Source organism: Pseudomonas sp. Irchel s3h17 (assembly GCF_900187505.1).
In the GTDB taxonomy this organism is placed as follows: Bacteria; Pseudomonadota; Gammaproteobacteria; order Pseudomonadales; family Pseudomonadaceae; genus Aquipseudomonas.
The window spans coordinates 55435-75682 of the sequence record NZ_FYDL01000007.1; the positions used below are offsets into that span (position 1 = coordinate 55435).

Consider the following 20248-nt stretch of genomic DNA (forward strand, 5'->3'; position numbering starts at 1 on the left):
GCGTCTCAAGAGGTCAAGCGACAGTCAGATGCGTTTGGCTTGTGCCACGGCGTTGCCGATGTAGTTGGCCGGGGTGAGCAGTTTCAGCTCGGCACGGGCAGAGGCAGGCATGTCCAGTGCATCGATGAAAGTCTGCAGTGCTTCAGGGCTGATGCCCTTGCCACGGGTCAGTTCTTTCAGCTTTTCGTACGGGTTTTCGATGTTGTAGCGGCGCATCACGGTCTGGATCGGCTCGGCCAGTACTTCCCAGCAAGCGTCCAGGTCGGCGGCGATCTTCTGGGCGTTGAGCTCCAGCTTGCTGATGCCTTTGAGGCTGGCTTCGTACGCGATCACGCTATGGGCAAAGCCCACGCCGAGGTTGCGCAGTACGGTGGAGTCGGTCAGGTCGCGCTGCCAGCGGGAGATTGGCAGTTTGCTCGCCAGGTGCTGGAACAGTGCGTTGGCGATCCCCAGGTTGCCTTCGGAGTTTTCGAAGTCGATCGGGTTGACCTTGTGCGGCATGGTCGAGGAACCGATTTCGCCGGCGATGGTGCGCTGCTTGAAGTAGCCCAGGGAGATGTAGCCCCAGATGTCGCGGTCGAAGTCGATCAGGATGGTGTTGAAGCGCGCGATGGCGTCGAACAGCTCGGCGATGTAGTCGTGCGGCTCGATCTGCGTGGTGTACGGGTTGAAGCCCAGGCCCAGCTCTTCTTCGATGAAGGTGCGGGCGTTGGCTTCCCAGTCGATCTGCGGGTAGGCCGACAGGTGGGCGTTGTAGTTGCCCACGGCGCCGTTGATCTTGCCCAGCAGCGGAACGGCGGCGACCTGAGCGATCTGGCGCTCCAGGCGGTAAACCACGTTGGCCAGTTCCTTGCCCAGGGTAGTCGGCGAAGCCGGCTGGCCGTGGGTGCGCGACAGCATCGACACGTCGGCGAAACGGATCGCCAGTTCGCGGATGGCCTCGGCGGTCTGGCGCATCAGCGGCAGCATCACTTCATCACGGCCTTCGCGCAGCATCAGGGCGTGGGACAGGTTGTTGATGTCCTCGCTGGTGCAGGCAAAGTGGATGAACTCGCTGACCTTGGCCAGCTCCGGCAGCTTGGCCGCCTGCTCCTTGAGCAGGTACTCGATGGCCTTGACGTCGTGGTTGGTGGTGCGCTCGATCTCTTTGACACGCTCGGCGTGTTCCAGGGAGAAGTTTTCCGCCAGGGTGTTCAGTGCAGCGTTGGCTTGCGCGGAGAACGCCGGCACTTCGCTGATGGCGGGGTGAGCGGCCAGGCGCTGGAGCCAGCGCACTTCAACCAGTACGCGAGCGCGGATCAGGCCGTACTCGCTGAAAATTGGGCGCAGGGCCTGGGTTTTGCCGGCGTAGCGGCCGTCAACAGGGGAAACCGCAGTGAGCGAAGAGAGCTGCATGGGGTGTTCTCGGACAGTCGGGCAACGAAATGGGGCGCGTATCATACATGAAAAAATCCGCCGGTCCGTTGCCAACTGACCAGCGTATTACGCGTTACAGACTAAAAGAGCGATGTTTCAGGCGCGGTTCAGCTGCTGCGCATCAGTGGATACAGTTCTTTGAGCAGTTTGCGCCGGCTGATCACCAGCTGCCAGCGATGACCGCCCAGTTGCCGCCACAGGCGCGCCGAGCGGATGCCGGCCAGCAGCAGGGCACGGATCTTCGAGGCGTTGCTCGGTTGCTGCAGGTTGCGCATGTCACCGTGCACCTGGATGCGTTGGCGCAAGGTGCTCAACGTGTCCTGGTACAGCGCGCCACAGGCAGCAATCACGTTTTCGTGAGCCGGGCCGAAATGTTCCACCTGGGACTGGATCTGGGGCAGACGCTTGCCGATGACTTCGAGCATGTCCTCGCGCTTGGCCAGTTGTCGCTCAAGGCCCAGCATCGACAGGGCGTAGCGCAGTGGTTCGCGTTGCAGGGTGTTGGGGTCGCGTTCGAGGGCGCCGATCAGCGCGCGATAACCTTCGCGCAAATTGAGGTCGTCACCGCCGTAGACTTCCAGGGTGTCCTTGGGGTCGCGGATCAGCAGGCTGCCGAGCATGCAGGTCAGGCCGGCCTCGCCGACCTGGCCGGTCTTGGCAATCTTGTCCACCAGCACGGCGGCCAGAAACACGCCGCCCAGCGCCGTCAGTTGCTCCTGGGTCGGGCTCATGGGCGCGAATCCTTGCTGTGCCAGGGTTCGGCGACTTCGATGACGCCGCCACCGAGGCAGATTTCACCGTCGTAGAAGACGACCGACTGGCCCGGGGTGACCGCGCGTTGCGGGTCGTCGAAGATGGCGCGGTAGCCGCTGGCGGTTTTTTCCAGGGTGCAGGGCTGGTCGCCCTGGCGGTAGCGTACTTTCGCCGTCAGGCGGCGTGGCTCGCTCAGGTCGATCGGGTTGACCCAATAGATCTCGGAGGTGAGCAGGGCGCGGGAGAACAGCCACGGGTGGTCGTTGCCCTGGCCGACGATCAGCTCGTTGTGCTCCAGGTCCTTGATCAACACGTACCACGGCTCGTCGCTGGCGTCTTTCAGGCCGCCGATGCCCAGGCCCTGGCGCTGGCCGATGGTGTGGTACATCAGGCCATGGTGGCGGCCGATCACTTCACCTTCGGTGGTCTTGATTTCGCCTGGCTGGGCCGGCAGGTATTGCTTGAGGAAGTCGCTGAAGCGTCGCTCGCCGATAAAGCAGATGCCGGTGGAGTCTTTCTTCTTGGCGGTGGCCAGGTCGTGTTTCTCGGCGATCGCGCGCACTTCGGGTTTTTCCAGCTCGCCAACCGGGAACAGGGTCTTGGCGATCTGTTCACCGCCCACGGCGTGCAGGAAGTAGCTCTGGTCCTTGTTCGGGTCCAGGCCCTTGAGCAGTTCGGTGCGGCCATCGATGTCGCGGCGGCGCACATAGTGGCCGGTGGCGATCAGGTCGGCGCCGAGCACCATGGCGTAGTCGAGGAACGCCTTGAACTTGATTTCACGGTTGCACAGGATGTCCGGGTTCGGCGTGCGACCGGCCTTGTATTCGGCCAGGAAGTGCTCGAACACGTTGTCCCAGTACTCGGCGGCGAAGTTGGCGGTGTGCAGCTTGATGCCAATCCTGTCGCACACGGCCTGGGCGTCTGCCAGGTCATCCATGGCGGTGCAGTACTCAGTACCGTCGTCCTCTTCCCAGTTCTTCATGAACAGGCCTTCCACCTGGTAACCCTGCTCGATCAGCAGTAAGGCAGAAACGGAAGAGTCCACGCCGCCGGACATGCCGACAATGACGCGCTTCTTTTGAGTGTCAGAAGGGGCTGGATCACGCATAGGAGTTTAATGAGTGTCTTGAAAAAGGACGCGATTCTAGCAGGCCCGGGCCCACAAGGCTAAAGAGAAGGGCGGATCAGTTCGAGGTCGAAGTGCTGGCCGTCCAGATAATCGTCGATACAGCGGATGATCAGCTCGCTGCGCCAGTGGTCGCGCTGATTCATGAGCTCGTCGCGGGTCAGCCACTTGGCGCCGACGATGCCGTCGTCCAGTTGAAGGTCCGGATGGTGTTGCAGCGGTTTGGCGCTGAAGCAGACCCGTTGATAGGTTACGCCGTTACTGGGGGCGGTGTAGAGGTAAATGCCGATCACGCCGGTCGGTTCGACGTCCCAGCCGGTTTCCTCAAGGGTTTCGCGCACGGCGGCTTCGATCAGGGTTTCGTCCGGGTCCAGGTGGCCGGCGGGTTGATTGAGCACTGTGCGCCCGGCCTTGAGTTCTTCGACCATCAGGAAGCGGCCGTTGTCCTCGACGATAGTGGCGACGGTGATGTGGGGTAGCCAATCCATAAGGTGCCCTCGATTTTGAATGTTGAAATTCTTTACCTGTGGGATTGTGTGTTCATTCGGTTTTGTGAAAGGCCAGAAACACAAACCCCGGCACAGGGCCGGGGTTTGTGATGTTCCCTTACAACCTTACACCAGCGCAGCAATCGCCGCGTTGAAGGTGTTGCTCGGGCGCATGGCCTTGCTGATCAGCTCGGTGGTGGCGTGGTAGTAGCCGCCGATGTCCACTGGCTTGCCCTGCACGGCGTTGAGCTCGGCAACGATGGTCGCCTCGTTCTCGGTCAGGGTCTTGGCCAGTTGGGTGAACTGGGCCTGCAGCGCAGCGTCTTCGGTCTGGGCGGCCAGGGCCTGAGCCCAGTACAGCGCCAGGTAGAAGTGGCTGCCGCGGTTGTCGATGTTGCCGACTTTACGCGATGGCGACTTGTTGTTGTCCAGGAACTGGCCGGTGGCCTGGTCCAGGGTCTTGGCCAGAACCAGCGCCTTGGGGTTGTTGTAGGTAACGCCCAGGTGCTCGAGGGAGGCGGCCAGGGCCAGGAACTCGCCCAGGGAGTCCCAGCGCAGGAAGTTTTCTTCCAGCAGTTGCTGAACGTGCTTCGGAGCCGAACCGCCAGCGCCGGTTTCGAACAGGCCGCCACCGTTCATCAGTGGCACGATCGACAGCATCTTGGCACTGGTGCCCAGTTCCATGATCGGGAACAGGTCGGTCAGGTAGTCGCGCAGCACGTTGCCGGTCACCGAGATGGTGTCGAGGCCTTCGCGGGTACGGTCCAGGGTGAACTTCATCGCGTCGACAGGCGACATGATGCGGATGTCCAGGCCGGCGGTGTCGTGATCCTTCAGGTAGGCCTGAACTTTCTCGATCACCACGCCGTCGTGGGCGCGCATCGGATCCAGCCAGAAGATCGCCGGGGTGCCGCTTGCGCGAGCACGGTTGACGGCCAGCTTGACCCAGTCCTGGATCGGTGCGTCCTTGGTCTGGCACATGCGGAAGGTGTCGCCGGCTTCAACCGCTTGCTCCAGCAGGGTGCGGCCGGCGCTGTCGGAAACGCGAACCACGCCGTCGGCCTTGATCTGGAAGGTCTTGTCGTGGGAGCCGTACTCTTCGGCTTTTTTCGCCATCAGGCCAACGTTCGGCACGCTGCCCATGGTGGTCGGATCGAAGGCGCCGTGTTGCTTGCAGTCTTCGATCACCGCCTGGTAGATGGTGGCGTAGCAGCGATCCGGGATCACTGCCTTGGTGTCGTGCAGCTGGCCGTCGGTGCCCCACATTTTGCCGGAGTCACGGATCATGGCCGGCATCGAGGCGTCGACGATGACGTCGCTCGGCACGTGCAGGTTGGTGATGCCTTTGTCGGAGTTGACCATGGCCAGCGACGGACGAGCGGCGTAGACCGCCTGGATGTCGGCTTCGATCGCAGCTTGTTGCTCGGCCGGCAAGGCCTTGATGCGAGCGTACAGGTCGCCGATGCCGTTGTTCAGGTTGAAGCCGATTTGAGCCAGCACGTCAGCGTGCTTGGCCAGTGCGTCTTTATAGAACTCGGCAACGATCTGGCCGAACATGATCGGGTCGGAGACCTTCATCATGGTGGCTTTGAGGTGAACCGACAGCAGCACGCCCTTGGCCTTGGCGTCTTCGATCTCGGCGGCGATGAAGCTGCGCAGCGCGTTTTTGCTCATGACCGCGCAATCGAGGATCTCACCGGCTTGTACGGTGGTTTTGGCCTTCAGGACGGTGGAGGTGCCGTCCTGGGCGATCAGTTCGATTTTGACGGCGTCAGCGGCGTCGATCAGGGCGGCTTTTTCGCTGCCGTAGAAATCGCCGGTGCTCATGTGAGCGACGTGGGACTTGGAGTCCTTGGCCCAGGCGCCCATTTTGTGCGGGTGCTTGCGTGCGTAGTTCTTGACCGACAGCGGAGCGCGGCGGTCGGAGTTGCCTTCGCGCAGAACCGGGTTGACCGCGCTGCCCTTGATCTTGTCGTAACGCGCCTTGGCGTCCTTGTCGGCATCGCTGGTAACGGTTTCCGGGTAGTCCGGCAGGGCATAGCCCTGGGCTTGCAGCTCTTTGATCGCGGCTTGCAGTTGTGGAGCCGAAGCGCTGATGTTCGGCAACTTGATGATGTTGGCTTCAGGCGTAACGGCCAGGGCGCCCAGTTCGGCGAGGTGGTCGGCTACGGCTTTGTCGCCCAGTTGCTCGGGGAAGCTGGCCAGAATACGACCTGCCAGCGAGATATCGCGGGTTTCGACAGCGATATCGGCTGAAGCGGTGAAGGCTTCAACGATCGGGAGCAGGGAATAGGTGGCGAGGGCGGGAGCTTCGTCGGTGAAGGTGTAGATGATCTTCGAGCGGGTGGGCATATTCGGATTAACTCTCTTCTTTGCTAGAGCGTGCGCAGAAACTCGAGGGGCGCCGGGTAAGCGCGTTCGTTCAAAGTCATCCATGAGCCGAATGTCGAGATTTCTTCGCGGTGATGTTGGGTGCATCAGTCGAGCGTCAAGCGGGTGGACTGCGGTAACAGTCCGGCTTTTCGGGCCTCGGGTCTCGGCTACATTTCCTGTCGCAGAGCGGTCGGCCGTCGTGACTCTGTGGTCAGCGGCGGCATTATACATAGGTAGCTGGCAAAACGCCGATGGTTCATACGCAACTCCTCTCGTCCATTGGTCTAAAGGTCGCACCCGCAACCGGGGGTGGAGTCAGTCAAAGTGCTTGAGTTTGGCGCTTTTCCCTTTGCTTTCAGGCTTGTAGGCCGCGAACTGCACAGGTTTCGCTAACGGGGAGTGGAACATGAGGTTCCCGTCCAGATTCAACTGGGGTACGCTCGGACGCAGCCAGATGTTCAATCCACACAACGGAGTTCAGCATGGGATACAAGAAGATTCAGGTTCCAGCAGTCGGCGACAAAATCACCGTCAACGCAGACCATTCTCTCAATGTTCCTAACAACCCGATCATCCCGTTCATTGAAGGGGATGGTATTGGCGTTGATATCAGCCCGGTCATGATCAAGGTTGTCGATGCTGCTGTTAAGAAGGCTTACGGCGGCGAGCGCAAGATTTCCTGGATGGAAGTGTATGCCGGGGAAAAAGCGACTCAGGTTTACGATCAGGACACCTGGCTGCCTCAGGAAACCCTGGACGCAGTCAAGGATTACGTGGTTTCCATCAAGGGCCCGCTGACCACGCCGGTCGGTGGCGGTATCCGCTCCCTCAACGTTGCTATGCGCCAGCAGCTTGACCTGTATGTGTGCCTGCGCCCTGTGCGCTGGTTCGAAGGCGTACCTAGCCCGGTCAAGAAGCCGGGCGACGTCGACATGACGATCTTCCGCGAGAACTCGGAAGACATCTACGCCGGTATCGAGTGGAAGGCCGGCTCGCCGGAGGCGACCAAGGTCATCAAGTTCCTTAAAGAAGAAATGGGCGTCACCAAGATCCGTTTCGACGAGAACTGCGGCATCGGCGTCAAGCCGGTTTCCCTCGAGGGCACCAAGCGTCTGGCTCGCAAGGCCCTGCAGTATGTGGTCGACAATGATCGCGATTCGCTGACCATCGTCCACAAGGGCAACATCATGAAGTTCACCGAGGGTGCCTTCAAGGAATGGGCCTACGAAGTGGCGGCGCAAGAGTTCGGCGCCACCCTGCTCGACGGTGGCCCGTGGATGCAGTTCAAGAACCCGAAAACCGGCAAGAATGTCATCGTCAAGGACGCCATCGCCGATGCCATGCTCCAGCAGATCCTGCTGCGCCCGGCCGAGTACGATGTGATTGCCACCCTGAACCTGAACGGCGACTACCTGTCCGACGCCCTGGCGGCCGAAGTCGGTGGTATCGGTATTGCGCCAGGTGCCAACCTGTCCGACACCGTGGCCATGTTTGAAGCGACCCACGGTACTGCGCCCAAGTATGCCGGCAAAGACCAGGTGAACCCGGGCTCGCTGATCCTGTCTGCCGAAATGATGCTGCGCCACATGGGCTGGACCGAAGCGGCCGACCTGATCATCAAGGGCACCAACGGCGCTATCTCGGCCAAGACCGTGACCTACGACTTCGAACGTCTGATGGAAGGCGCCACCTTGCTGTCTTCTTCAGCGTTTGGCGATGCACTGATCTCGCATATGTAAGCGGATCGGCAGCAAATAAAAAACCGGCCGGCTCAAGTGATTGAGCCGGCCGGTTTTTTTATGATCGGATGCTTGTCGGATTACGCTGTGGCGGTGTGGGTCTGCTCTGCCTGGGTGACGGCTTGGGTTTCCTTGGCGGTGTCGATGTTGACGGCATGCAAGCCCTTGGGTCCCTGGATGATCTCGAAGATCACCGGTTGGCCGGCCTTCAGGGTCTTGTAGCCCTCCATCTTGATGGCGGAGTAGTGGGCAAACAGGTCTTCCGTTTTGCCTTCTTCATTGATAAAACCGTAACCCTTGGCATTGTTGAACCATTTCACCTTGCCGACTGCCATGCTCATATCCCTCTGCAACAGACTCCATCACTGGAGTATCATCCAGTTAATCCTCGTCAAATCCTCCATAATTGGATTCGACGGCAAGGACCTTTTTTACCCATCGTGGGCTCTATTGGTTGTAACACTGTTTTACCGATAGTCAAGGCGTCCAGGTGTTCGGAGTTGAAAAGCTCTAGCGCCGCCCCCACCACTGTATTCAGCTCAACTGACGAACCTTTCTTTCCATGCATGCAATCAGCCAGATTCGACTAACATTCAATCAGGATCGCCCGGATTTACACGACGACGATTCCGCAGGCATTGCTGTACAGGAGGCAAAACCTGCGCTGCAGGCGCCGCCGATGTACAAGGTGGTTTTGTTCAACGATGACTACACGCCGATGGATTTCGTCGTCGAAGTGCTCGAGGTGTTTTTTAACCTGAATCGAGAGCTGGCGACCAAGGTAATGCTGGCCGTCCATACAGAAGGACGGGCAGTATGTGGATTGTTTACCCGCGACATCGCCGAGACCAAGGCCATGCAGGTCAACCAGTACGCCAGGGAAAGCCAGCATCCGCTACTCTGTGAAATCGAGAAGGACGGTTAACGCCGACCACTTGGGTATGAGGTGAAGCTATGTTAAACCGCGAGCTCGAAGTCACCCTCAATCTCGCCTTCAAGGAGGCGCGTTCGAAACGTCATGAGTTCATGACCGTCGAACACCTCCTGTTGGCTCTATTGGATAATGAGGCAGCCGCCACCGTTTTGCGTGCCTGCGGCGCAAACCTCGACAAACTCAAGCATGACCTGCAGGAGTTCATCGACTCCACCACGCCTTTGATTCCTGTTCACGACGAGGATCGCGAAACCCAGCCAACCCTGGGCTTCCAGCGTGTACTGCAACGTGCTGTCTTCCATGTACAGAGCTCGGGTAAACGCGAAGTGACCGGCGCCAACGTGCTGGTTGCGATCTTCAGTGAGCAAGAGAGTCAGGCCGTGTTCCTGCTTAAACAGCAGAGCGTTGCCCGTATCGATGTCGTCAACTACATCGCCCACGGCATCTCGAAAGTGCCCGGGCATGGCGATCACTCCGAGGGTGAGCAAGATATGCAGGACGACGAGGGCGGAGAGTCTTCTTCCTCCAGCAACCCTCTGGATGCTTACGCCAGCAATCTCAACGAACTGGCGCGCCAGGGTCGCATCGACCCATTGGTCGGGCGCGAAATGGAAGTTGAGCGCGTTGCGCAGATTCTGGCGCGTCGACGCAAGAACAATCCGCTGCTGGTGGGCGAGGCTGGCGTGGGTAAAACCGCGATTGCCGAAGGCCTGGCCAAGCGCATTGTCGACAATCAGGTGCCTGACCTGTTGGCCAATAGCGTGGTGTATTCCCTTGACCTGGGTGCCCTGCTGGCGGGTACCAAGTACCGCGGCGATTTCGAGAAGCGCTTCAAGGCGCTGCTCAATGAGCTGAAAAAACGTCCGCAGGCCATCCTGTTCATCGACGAGATCCACACCATCATTGGTGCCGGTGCAGCGTCCGGTGGTGTCATGGATGCCTCGAACCTGCTCAAGCCGCTGCTGTCGTCGGGCGATATCCGCTGCATCGGTTCGACCACGTTCCAGGAATTTCGCGGAATCTTCGAGAAAGACCGTGCCCTGGCCCGACGCTTCCAGAAAGTCGATGTATCGGAGCCTTCGGTCGAAGACACCATCGGCATCCTGCGCGGCCTGAAAGGGCGTTTCGAGCTCCATCACAATATCGAATACAGTGATGAGGCCTTGCGCGCCGCAGCTGAACTGGCTTCGCGCTACATCAACGACCGGCACATGCCGGACAAGGCCATCGACGTCATCGACGAGGCGGGTGCGTATCAGCGCTTGCAGCCGGTCGAGAAGCGGGTGAAACGCATCGAAGTGCCACAGGTCGAGGACATCGTCGCGAAAATCGCGCGGATTCCGCCTAAGCACGTGACCAGTTCCGACAAGGAACTGCTGCGTAACCTCGAGCGTGATCTGAAGCTGACGGTGTTTGGTCAGGATGCGGCGATTGACTCGCTGTCTACCGCGATCAAGCTGTCCCGTGCCGGCCTCAAGTCGCCTGACAAGCCTGTGGGCTCGTTCCTGTTTGCCGGCCCTACCGGTGTCGGTAAAACCGAAGCGGCCCGCCAGTTGGCCAAGGCGATGGGGATCGAACTGGTTCGCTTCGACATGTCCGAGTACATGGAGCGTCATACCGTTTCGCGTCTGATCGGTGCGCCTCCAGGTTATGTCGGGTTCGACCAGGGTGGCCTGTTGACCGAGGCCATCACCCGGCAGCCTCATTGCGTGTTGTTGCTCGATGAAATCGAGAAGGCGCATCCGGAAGTCTTCAACCTGCTGCTGCAGGTCATGGATCACGGTACGCTCACCGATAACAACGGGCGCAAGGCGGACTTCCGTAACGTGATCGTGATCATGACGACCAACGCCGGTGCTGAAACCGCGGCCCGTGCCTCGATCGGCTTCACCTATCAGGATCACTCGTCCGATGCGATGGAAGTGATCAAGAAGAGCTTCACGCCAGAGTTCCGCAACCGCCTGGACACCATTATCCAGTTTGGTCGCCTCAGCCATGAGGTTATCAAGAGTGTGGTGGACAAGTTCCTTACCGAGCTTCAGGCGCAGTTGGAAGACAAGCGTGTGCTGCTGGAGGTCACCGATGCTGCTCGCAGCTGGCTGGCGGCCGGTGGTTACGATGCGACCATGGGGGCTCGACCGATGGCTCGTTTGATCCAGGACAAGATCAAGCGTCCGCTGGCGGAGGAGATTCTCTTTGGCGAACTGGCCGAGCATGGCGGTGTGGTGCACATCGACATCAAGGATGGCGAGCTGACCTTCGAGTTCGAGACGACGGTTGAAATGGCCTGATGGTTGTTGACCTGCTGTAAAGCGAAAGGCGCCTGTTGGCGCCTTTTTGCTGTCTGCTCGGTTGGGGGGGTGTATCCGGTGCTGCGGTTGAGGCCGCTGGCGGTTTGTGGGTGCGCGCTCGTCCGTGAAAGCTGGTTGTGTGTTGGTTGGTGTGCATATCCGTTGCTGCGGTTAAGGCCGCTGGCGGTTTCGCCCTTACGACGACTCCCTTTGGCAAACGCCCCAAAGGAAGCAAAGGTCTTCGCCCCGAGCGTCCGGCCCCTCGCTAAGGCTCGGCGTTCCTTCGCTCCGGTATCCATCTGGGGGCATCGCCCTCCGGTTTGCTTCGCTGCACCTCCATGCGATGTGTTCGACTGCGTCGAACGGCGCTGCGCGCCAATCCCCAGATGAATACCTACGCTCAGCCTCCCGAAGGGGCGGGCAAATCAAAAGCGAGGCGGCCTGCCGGCCGGCCTGATTGTTGGTGTGTTCAGTTCGTTTGTGCGGGGGGGGGGGGCTTTGGCTTTGGCTTTTGATCTTGCTTTTGCTCTTTCGCCCCATCGGCAGGCCGAGTGTAGGTGGCCATCAGGGGGTAGGCGCGTAGCGCCGTTCGGCGAAGCCGAACACATCGAGAGGAGGTCGTCGCGAAGCAGACCGGAGGCGATGCCCCCTGATGGGCACCGTAGCGAGGGAATACCGAGCCTTGGCGAGGTACCGTACGCCGGGGCGAAGCCTTTTGCTTACTTTTCGGCGTTTGGAAAAGTGAGTCGCTGTAAGAGCGAAACCGCCAGCGGCCGTAACCGCAGGAACGAATATGTACACAGCTCAACCTGTAAAAGCGAAACCGCCAGCGGCCGTAACCGCAAGAACGGATATGTACACAGCCCAAGCTGTAAAAGCGAAACCGCCAGCGGCCGTAACCGCAGGAACGGATATGCACACAGCCCAAGCTGTAAAAGCGAAACCGCCAGCGGCCGTAACCGCAGGAACGGATATGTACACAGCTCAACCTGTAAAAGCGAAACCGCCAGCGGCCGTAACCGCAGGAACGGATATGCACACAGCCCAAGCTGTAAAAGCGAAACCGCCAGCGGCCGTAACCGCAGGAACGGATATGCACACAGCCCAAGCTGTAAAAGCGAAACCGCCAGCAGCCGTTACCGCAGAAATGGATATGTACTCGATCACGCAAACAACAGACGAACAAAAACGCCCGGCATAAACCGGGCGTTTTGTATTGACTTGATTAGCGAGCGCGGTAAGTGATGCGCCCTTTGCTCAAGTCATAGGGCGTCAGCTCGACGCGCACCTTGTCACCGGTAAGAATACGAATGTAGTTCTTGCGCATCTTGCCGGAAATATGCGCGGTTACGACGTGCCCATTTTCCAACTCCACACGAAACATGGTGTTGGGCAGGGTGTCGACGACAGTGCCTTCCATTTCGAAGCTGTCTTCTTTCGACATGCAGTAAAGCCCTCGGTATCCAATGAATGGCCCGGTGCAACTGCGCCAGGCAAAAGCGGCGTGCATTGTGCCCGAAAAGTGGGGTTCAAGCCAAGGGATTTAGGGAGCAGGCTAGTTCAGGACCACCCAGCGCTGGTTAATCAGCAGCTCTATGGGGCGATATTGGGTCTTGTAGCTCATTTTTTTGCAGTTCTTGATCCAGTATCCAAGGTACACCGCATCAAGGCCCAAGCGCCGGGCTTCGCCGATTTGCCAGAGGATGGCATAACGTCCCAGGCTGCGGCGCTCTTCGTCGGGATCATAGAAGGTGTATACCGCGGACAGGCCGTTGGGCAGCAAGTCGGTCACGGCGATAGCCAGCAGGCGACCTTCGAGGCGGAATTCATAGAAGCGCGAAAAGGGCAGGTCGCGGACCAGGAAGGTCGAGAACTGGTCACGGCTGGGCGGGTACATGTCGCCGTCGGCGTGGCGCTGTTCAATGTAGCGTTGGTACAGGTCGAAGTATTCCTCGCTGAAGCCGGGTTTCGCCGGGCGTACCTGCACGTCGGCGTTGCGCTTGAAAATGCGTTTCTGTTGCCGGTTTGGGCTGAATTGCGCGACGGGAATGCGCGCAGGCACACACGCATTGCAGTTCTGGCAATGAGGTCGGTACAGGTGGTCGCCACTGCGACGAAAGCCCATTTCCGACAGGTCTGCATAGACATGCACATCCATGGGCTGGCTAGGGTCGAGAAACAGCGTCGTCGCCTGTTCCTCTGGCAGGTAGCTGCAAGAGTGGGGCTGAGTGGCATAAAACTTGAGGCGCGCCAACTCGGTCATGAATCAACCCTCGGGATTTGCTGTTCAATTAAGTGTAAGCCACGGGCGCCAAAGGCGCCTAGCAAACCCATGTGGCGCGGTTGGGTAGATCGAGATGCTGCGCCAGGTAGCCGGCAAACTCCCGGCGCGGGATCGAGCGGGCACCCAGGCTGTGCAGGTGGCCGGTGGGCATCTGGCAGTCGATCAGCACAAAGCCCGCGTCCTTGAGGTGGTTGACGAGGGTGGCAAAGCCGAACTTGGAGGCGTTGTCGGCGCAGCTGAACATCGACTCGCCAAAAAACAGTTGCCCCATCGCCAGGCCATAGAGACCGCCCACCAAGACGCCTTGATCCCAGACTTCCACGGAGTGGGCGTGGCCGCGGGCATGGAGTTCGGTGTAGGCGCTTTGCATGGCGTCGGTGATCCAGGTGCCGTCGGCGTAGTCCCGTGGTGCGGCGCAGGCGCTGATAACCGCGGTGAAGTCCTGGTCGAAGGTGACCTGGTAGCGTTGTTGTCGCAGCAGTTTGGCGAGGCTGCGAGAAACATGCAGTTCGTCGGGAAACAGCACGGTACGCGGGTCGGGAGACCACCAGAGAATCGGTTGGCCTTCCGAGAACCAGGGAAAACAGCCGTGGCGATAGGCGTGGATCAGTCGATCGGCGGACAGGTCGCCGCCAGCGGCAAGGAGGCCGTTGGGCTCGCGCATGGCTTTTTCCAGCGGCGGGAATTTCAGGGAGTCGCGTTGTAACCAGGTCAGCATGGCATCCAGCTTACAGAAGAGGAGGGCGGCGGCAGGTCCGGCCGGCCGCCATGGCTCTGATTCAGTTGTCGTCGAGGTATTTTTCAGCGTCCAGCGCGGCCATGCAACCGGCACCGGCGGAGGTCACTGCCTGGCGGTACACGTGGTCGGCGACATCGCCGGCGGCAAACACGCCGTTGATTTCGGTGGCGGTCGCATTGCCTTCGCTGCCGCCCTGCACCCGCAGGTAGCCGTTATGCATCTCCAGCTGGCCCTGGAACAGGTCCGTATTGGGTTTGTGGCCAATGGCGATGAACACGCCCGCCAGCGGCAGTTCGCGGGTTTCGCCAGTGTTGCTGTCACGCAGGCGGGCGCCGGTGACGCCGCTGGCGTCGCCCAACACCTCGTCCAGGTTCTGGTTCCAGTGCAGGTGGATATTACCCTGTGCGGCCTTTTCGAACAGTTTGTCCTGCAGGATCTTCTCCGAGCGCAGTTTGTCGCGGCGGTGAATCAGGTGAACTTCTTTGGCGATGTTGGACAGGTACAGCGCCTCTTCAACGGCGGTATTGCCGCCGCCGACCACCGCGACTACCTGGTTGCGATAGAAAAAACCGTCGCAGGTGGCGCAGGCCGAAACCCCCTTGCCGGCGAAGGCCTCTTCCGAAGGCAGGCCCAGGTATTGGGCCGAGGCGCCGGTGGCGATGATCAGTGCGTCGCAGGTGTAGGTGCCGCTGTCGCCGATGAGTTCGAATGGACGCTGCTGCAACTTGGCGGTGTGGATGTGGTCGTAGACGATCCGGGTGTCAAAGCGCTCGGCATGCTTTTGCATGCGCTCCATGAGTACCGGGCCGGTGAGGCCTTCGACGTCCCCGGGCCAGTTGTCGACTTCGACCGTGGTGGTCAGTTGGCCGCCAGCTTGTATACCGGTGATGACAACGGGTTTGAGGTTGGCGCGGGCGGCATAAACGGCGGCGCTGTAACCGGCGGGGCCGGAGCCCAGAATGATCAGGCGTGAATGCTTGGGTTCGCTCATAAAAACACCTCATAAGCCTTTGTCACAAAAGAGAATGCATGCTCCAATTGACGCGCGCGCACGGTGCTTTTGGCTATGCTGTAGCCAAAGGCTTGAAGCATGGCATCGGACGCACAAACCCGTACAATACCGGGCTGTTACAGTGTATTTATCAAAAAAAGCAGTGCATGCCGTGTTTATAAAAGCCCGAGTGCAGTGTTAAAAGTAGTCCCAGTTGCGCCTGTTCACTTTTTTACCTGCCTGGATTGGGCAGTTTTATAGTCTTTCAACAGATGGACGCGCCAAGGGCGCAGGAAAAGAAGCGTTTTGAAGAAATCCACCGCAGCACCTAAAACAGTCGTTCCGCTCTGGCGTCAGCACCTGCACTACCGGCTCAAGGAAGGTGCGCTGATCGCCATTGGCGCCTTGTGCCTGTTCCTGATGATGGCCTTGCTGACCTACGGCAAGGACGATCCGGGCTGGAGCCACAACAGCAAGATTGACGATGTGCAGAACTTCGGCGGGCCGGCCGGCTCCTACAGCGCCGATATCCTGTTCATGGTGCTGGGTTACTTCGCCTACATCTTCCCGCTGTTGCTGGCGGTCAAGACCTACCAGATCTTCCGCCAGCGCCACGAGCCGTGGCAGTGGAGTGGCTGGCTGTTCTCCTGGCGCCTGATCGGCCTGGTGTTCCTGGTGTTGTCGGGCGCAGCCCTGGCTCACATCCATTTCCATGCTCCGACCGGGCTGCCGGCGGGCGCCGGTGGCGCGCTGGGGGAAAGCCTGGGGGATCTGGCGCGGAACGCGCTGAACATCCAGGGCAGCACCCTGATGTTCATTGCCCTGTTCCTGTTCGGCCTGACCGTGTTCACCGACCTGTCATGGTTCAAGGTGATGGACCTGACCGGCAAGATCACCCTCGACCTGTTCGAGGTGTTCCAGGGCGCCGCCAATCGCTGGTGGGCGGCGCGCACCGAGCGCAAGCAACTGGTTGCGCAGCTGCGTGAAGTCGATGACCGGGTGCACGATGTGGTGGCGCCAACCGTCACCGACAAACGCGAGCAGGCCAAGGTCAAGGAGCGCCTGATCGAGCGTGAACAGGCCCTGAGCAAGCACATGTCCGAGCGCGAAAAACAGGTGCCGCCCGTGATCCTGCCCGCGCCGCCGAAGCCGCCGGCACCGAGCAAGCGCGTGGAAAAAGAGAAGCAGGCGCCGCTGTTCGTCGACAGTGCCGTGGAAGGCACCTTGCCACCGATCTCGATCCTCGACCCGGCGGAAAAGAAACAACTCAACTATTCCCCCGAGTCGCTGGCGGCGGTCGGCCACCTGCTGGAAATCAAACTCAAGGAATTCGGCGTCGAAGTCACCGTGGACTCGATCCATCCGGGCCCGGTGATTACCCGTTACGAAATCCAGCCGGCGGCGGGGGTCAAGGTCAGCCGTATTTCCAACCTGGCCAAGGACCTTGCCCGTTCACTGGCGGTGACCAGCGTGCGGGTCGTGGAAGTGATCCCGGGCAAGACCACGGTCGGTATCGAGATCCCGAACGAAGACCGCCAGATCGTGCGTTTCTCCGAAGTGCTGTCGACCCCGGAATACGACAACGCCAAGTCGCCGGTGACCCTGGCCCTGGGGCATGATATCGGCGGCAAGCCGGTGATCACCGACTTGGCCAAGATGCCTCACCTGCTGGTGGCCGGTACCACCGGTTCCGGTAAGTCGGTGGGGGTGAACGCGATGATCCTGTCGATCCTGTTCAAGTCGGGCCCGGAAGACGCCAAGCTGATCATGATCGACCCGAAAATGCTTGAATTGTCGATCTACGAAGGCATTCCGCACCTGCTGTGCCCGGTGGTGACCGACATGAAGGACGCGGCCAACGCCCTGCGCTGGAGCGTGGCCGAGATGGAGCGGCGCTACAAACTGATGGCGAAGATGGGCGTGCGTAACCTGGCCGGCTTCAACCAGAAGGTCAAGGACGCCGAGGACGCCGGCACACCGCTGACCGACCCGCTGTACAACCGCGAGAGCATCCACGACGAAGCGCCGCTGCTGAAGAAGCTGCCGACCATCGTGGTGGTGGTCGACGAATTCGCCGACATGATGATGATCGTCGGCAAGAAGGTCGAGGAACTGATCGCCCGTATCGCCCAGAAGGCGCGGGCGGCCGGCATTCACTTGATCCTGGCGACCCAGCGTCCGTCGGTGGACGTGATCACCGGCCTGATCAAGGCCAACATTCCGACCCGCATGGCGTTCCAGGTATCGAGCAAGATCGACTCGCGGACCATCATCGACCAGGGCGGCGCCGAGCAACTGCTGGGCCACGGCGACATGCTCTACATGCCGCCGGGTACCAGCCTGCCGATTCGGGTTCACGGCGCGTTCGTGTCCGACGATGAAGTGCATCGGGTGGTCGAAGCCTGGAAACTGCGCGGCGCCCCGGAGTACAACGATGACATCCTCAACGGTGTCGAAGAGGCGGGTAGCGGCTTTGAAGGCGGCAGCGGCGGCGGCGACGATGACGCTGAAACCGATGCGCTCTACGACGAAGCCGTGCAGTTCGTACTGGAAAGCCGCCGTGCGTCGATCTCGGCGGTGCAACGCAAGCTCAAGATCGGTTACAACCGCGCGGCCCGCATGATCGAGGCCATGGAGATGGCCGGGGTCGTAACCTCCATGAATACCAACGGTTCACGTGAAGTTCTGGCCCCGGGCCCGGTGCGCGACTGATCAGTGCCGCGTGAGTTCACGCGGCGCGCCATTCACACGAATATCCAAGAGGACTCCCATGCGTCTTATCCGCATGTTGCTGTTACCGGTACTGGCTTTAACCACACTCTCGGCCCATGCCGATGACAAGGACGTGGCACGCCTGACCCAGTTGCTCGAAAAGTCGCAAACCCTGACTGCACGTTTTTCCCAGTTGACCCTCGATGGCACCGGCACCCAGTTGCAGGAAACCACCGGCCAGATGTCGCTGCAGCGCCCGGGCCTGTTCTACTGGCATACCGACGCGCCACAGGAACAACTGATGGTGTCTGATGGCAAGAAAGTCTCCCTGTGGGACCCGGACCTGGAGCAGGTCACCATCAAGACCCTCGACCAACGCCTGACCCAGACGCCCGCCCTGTTGCTCTCCGGCGATGTGTCGAAGATCAGCCAGAGCTTCGACATCAGCTCCAAGGAAGCCGGTGGCGTGATCGACTTCACGCTCAAGCCGAAAACCAAGGACACCCTGTTCGACAACCTGCGCCTGTCGTTCCGTAATGGCCTGGTCAATGACATGCAGTTGATCGACAGTGTCGGCCAGCGTACCAATATCCTGTTCACTGGGGTGAAGGCCAACGAGCCGATCCCTGCGTCCAAGTTCAAGTTCGACATCCCCAAGGGTGCTGACGTGATCCAGGAATAAACAGAGGTTTCAAACGTACGTGATGGATCTGTTTCGCAGTGCCCCGATCGCTCAACCCCTGGCCGCCCGTCTGCGTGCGGCCAATCTGGACGAGTACGTCGGTCAGGAACACCTGTTGGCCCGCGGCAAGCCATTGCGTGAGGCGCTGGAGCAGGGTGCCCTGCACTCGATGATTTTCTGGGGGCCGCCGGGGGTGGGTAAAACCACCTTGGCGCGGCTGCTGGCGGAAGTCTCGGACGCGCACTTTGAAACGGTCTCGGCCGTACTGGCCGGGGTCAAGGAGATCCGCCAGGCGGTGGATGTGGCCAAGCAGCAGGCCGGGCAGTATGGCCGCCGCACGATTCTGTTCGTCGACGAAGTGCATCGCTTCAACAAGTCGCAACAGGACGCCTTCCTGCCGTATGTCGAAGACGGCACGCTGATTTTCATTGGCGCGACCACCGAAAACCCGTCCTTCGAGTTGAACAACGCCTTGCTGTCCCGTGCGCGGGTCTACGTGCTCAAGAGCCTCGATGAGGCCGCGCTGAACAAGCTGGTGCAGCGTGCACTGACCGAGGAGCGGGGCCTGGGCAAGCGACAGCTGAGCCTCAGCGACGAAGGTTTCCAGATGCTGCTGTCCGCCGCCGATGGCGATGGCCGGCGTCTGCTCAACCTGCTGGAAAACGCCTCGGACCTGGCCGAAGACCACAGCGAGATCGGTATCGATCTGCTGCAAAGCCTGCTCGGTGATACCCGACGCCGTTTCGATAAGGGCGGCGAGGCGTTTTACGACCAGATTTCGGCCTTGCACAAATCGGTGCGCGGTTCCAATCCGGACGGCGCGTTGTACTGGTTCGCGCGCATGCTCGACGGTGGTTGCGACCCATTGTACCTGGCCCGGCGCGTGGTGCGCATGGCCAGCGAAGACATCGGCAATGCCGACCCCCGCGCGCTGAGCCTGTGCCTGGCGGCCTGGGATGTGCAGGAGCGCCTTGGCAGCCCCGAAGGCGAGTTGGCCGTGGCGCAGGCGATCACTTACCTGGCGTGTGCGCCGAAAAGCAACGCGGTGTACATGGGGTTCAAGGCCGCCATGCGCAGTGCCGCCGAACACGGCTCGCTGGAAGTCCCGCTGCATTTGCGCAACGCCCCGACCAAGCTGATGAAGCAGCTCGGCTACGGTGACGAGTACCGTTACGCCCACGATGAGCCGGACGCCTATGCGGCCGGCGAAGACTATTTCCCGGAAGCGCTCGAGCCGCAAGCGTTCTACCGGCCGGTGCCCCGGGGCCTGGAACTGAAGATCGGCGAGAAGCTCAATCACCTCGCCCAGCTGGACCGCCTGAGCCCCCGACAGCGGAGAAAGCCTTGATTGCACTGATTGTTGCGGTCTCCGTCGGAGGCGTTGCCGGCACCTTGCTGCGGTTCGCCACCGGTAACTGGATCAACGCCAATTGGCCGCGGCACTTCTATACCGCGACGCTGGCCGTTAATATCGTGGGCTGTCTGCTGATCGGCGTGCTGTACGGCCTGTTTCTGATTCGTCCGGAGGTATCGTTCGAGGTGCGCTCCGGGTTGATCGTCGGCTTCCTCGGAGGGCTGACGACTTTTTCATCCTTTTCACTGGATACGGTGCGTTTGCTGGAAAGCGGGCAAGTGCCGCTGGCCCTGGGCTATGCGGCCATCAGCGTATTCGGCGGGCTGCTCGCGACCTGGGCTGGCCTGTCCCTGACCAAACTTTGAT

At 60.4% G+C, this 20248-nt stretch carries 18 protein-coding genes; 8 read left to right on the top strand and 10 right to left on the bottom strand.

All coding sequences use genetic code 11. The features are described 5' to 3' along the window. Positions 1-24: 24 nt before the first annotated feature. The 5 genes from purB to CKW25_RS11455 form a co-directional block, all read right to left on the bottom strand. Positions 25-1395, bottom strand: a complete 1371-nt coding sequence (gene purB, locus CKW25_RS11435) for an adenylosuccinate lyase (protein WP_095079287.1) — start codon at positions 1393-1395, stop codon at positions 25-27. Between the two features lie 128 nt (positions 1396-1523). Beyond that, positions 1524-2147, bottom strand: a complete 624-nt coding sequence (gene hflD, locus CKW25_RS11440) for a high frequency lysogenization protein HflD (RefSeq protein ID WP_095079288.1) — start codon at positions 2145-2147, stop codon at positions 1524-1526. Next, a complete protein-coding gene (gene mnmA / locus CKW25_RS11445) occupies positions 2144-3277 on the bottom strand; it encodes a tRNA 2-thiouridine(34) synthase MnmA (protein ID WP_095079289.1) in 1134 nt (377 codons plus the stop codon). Before mnmA ends, hflD begins: the two co-directional genes overlap by 4 nt. Before the next feature lie 59 nt (positions 3278-3336). After that, entirely contained in the window at positions 3337-3783 is a 447-nt protein-coding gene (locus CKW25_RS11450) for an NUDIX hydrolase (protein ID WP_095079290.1), read from the bottom strand. A 126-nt stretch (positions 3784-3909) separates the two neighbouring features. Beyond that, entirely contained in the window at positions 3910-6135 is a 2226-nt protein-coding gene (locus tag CKW25_RS11455) for an NADP-dependent isocitrate dehydrogenase (protein ID WP_095079291.1), read from the bottom strand. 503 nt (positions 6136-6638) lie between these two features. On the opposite strand from CKW25_RS11455, the gene icd reads away from it, so the two are divergent. Beyond that, positions 6639-7895, top strand: coding sequence for an NADP-dependent isocitrate dehydrogenase (gene icd / locus CKW25_RS11460; RefSeq protein WP_095079292.1), 1257 nt, complete (start codon positions 6639-6641; stop codon positions 7893-7895). 80 nt (positions 7896-7975) lie between these two features. Here icd and cspD read toward each other — a convergent pair whose 3' ends face one another. Beyond that, positions 7976-8230 (bottom strand): cold shock domain-containing protein CspD, encoded by a 255-nt coding sequence (cspD, locus tag CKW25_RS11465; protein ID WP_095079626.1) that lies wholly within the window; start codon positions 8228-8230, stop codon positions 7976-7978. A gap of 227 nt (positions 8231-8457) precedes the next feature. On the opposite strand from cspD, the gene clpS reads away from it, so the two are divergent. The 3 genes from clpS (at position 8458) to CKW25_RS26205 (ending at position 12321) form a co-directional block, all read left to right on the top strand. Further along, positions 8458-8820 carry an ATP-dependent Clp protease adapter ClpS gene (gene clpS, locus CKW25_RS11470; protein ID WP_095079293.1) on the top strand — a complete coding sequence of 121 codons (363 nt, stop codon included), beginning with the start codon at positions 8458-8460 and terminating at the stop codon, positions 8818-8820. A 29-nt stretch (positions 8821-8849) separates the two neighbouring features. Then, positions 8850-11120: an ATP-dependent Clp protease ATP-binding subunit ClpA gene (clpA, locus tag CKW25_RS11475; RefSeq protein WP_095079294.1), complete on the top strand. Its 2271-nt coding sequence runs from the start codon at positions 8850-8852 to the stop codon at positions 11118-11120. Between the two features lie 793 nt (positions 11121-11913). Beyond that, positions 11914-12321, top strand: a complete 408-nt coding sequence (locus tag CKW25_RS26205; protein ID WP_143497303.1) for a hypothetical protein — start codon at positions 11914-11916, stop codon at positions 12319-12321. A 24-nt stretch (positions 12322-12345) separates the two neighbouring features. Here CKW25_RS26205 and infA read toward each other — a convergent pair whose 3' ends face one another. The 4 genes from infA to trxB all read right to left on the bottom strand — a co-directional run bounded on the left by infA (position 12346) and on the right by trxB (position 15134). Continuing rightward, complete coding sequence (gene infA / locus CKW25_RS11480) at positions 12346-12564, bottom strand: translation initiation factor IF-1 (RefSeq protein ID WP_002553999.1); 219 nt, start codon at positions 12562-12564, stop codon at positions 12346-12348. A gap of 111 nt (positions 12565-12675) precedes the next feature. Further along, positions 12676-13383: an arginyltransferase gene (locus CKW25_RS11485; protein ID WP_095079295.1), complete on the bottom strand. Its 708-nt coding sequence runs from the start codon at positions 13381-13383 to the stop codon at positions 12676-12678. Between the two features lie 58 nt (positions 13384-13441). Then, positions 13442-14122 carry a leucyl/phenylalanyl-tRNA--protein transferase gene (gene aat / locus CKW25_RS11490; protein ID WP_095079296.1) on the bottom strand — a complete coding sequence of 227 codons (681 nt, stop codon included), beginning with the start codon at positions 14120-14122 and terminating at the stop codon, positions 13442-13444. A gap of 61 nt (positions 14123-14183) precedes the next feature. Continuing rightward, positions 14184-15134, bottom strand: coding sequence for a thioredoxin-disulfide reductase (gene trxB / locus CKW25_RS11495; RefSeq protein WP_095079297.1), 951 nt, complete (start codon positions 15132-15134; stop codon positions 14184-14186). A gap of 306 nt (positions 15135-15440) precedes the next feature. Here trxB and CKW25_RS11500 point away from each other — a divergent pair, with 306 nt between their 5' ends. The 4 genes from CKW25_RS11500 to crcB are packed head-to-tail and all read left to right on the top strand — an operon-like array spanning position 15441 to position 20247. Beyond that, entirely contained in the window at positions 15441-17846 is a 2406-nt protein-coding gene (locus CKW25_RS11500; protein WP_095079298.1) for a DNA translocase FtsK, read from the top strand. 58 nt (positions 17847-17904) lie between these two features. Next, positions 17905-18528: an outer membrane lipoprotein chaperone LolA gene (gene lolA / locus CKW25_RS11505; RefSeq protein WP_095079299.1), complete on the top strand. Its 624-nt coding sequence runs from the start codon at positions 17905-17907 to the stop codon at positions 18526-18528. A 22-nt stretch (positions 18529-18550) separates the two neighbouring features. Further along, complete coding sequence (locus CKW25_RS11510; RefSeq protein WP_095079300.1) at positions 18551-19876, top strand: replication-associated recombination protein A; 1326 nt, start codon at positions 18551-18553, stop codon at positions 19874-19876. Continuing rightward, a complete protein-coding gene (crcB, locus tag CKW25_RS11515; protein ID WP_095079301.1) occupies positions 19873-20247 on the top strand; it encodes a fluoride efflux transporter CrcB in 375 nt (124 codons plus the stop codon). Before CKW25_RS11510 ends, crcB begins: the two co-directional genes overlap by 4 nt. Position 20248 lies beyond the last annotated feature (1 nt).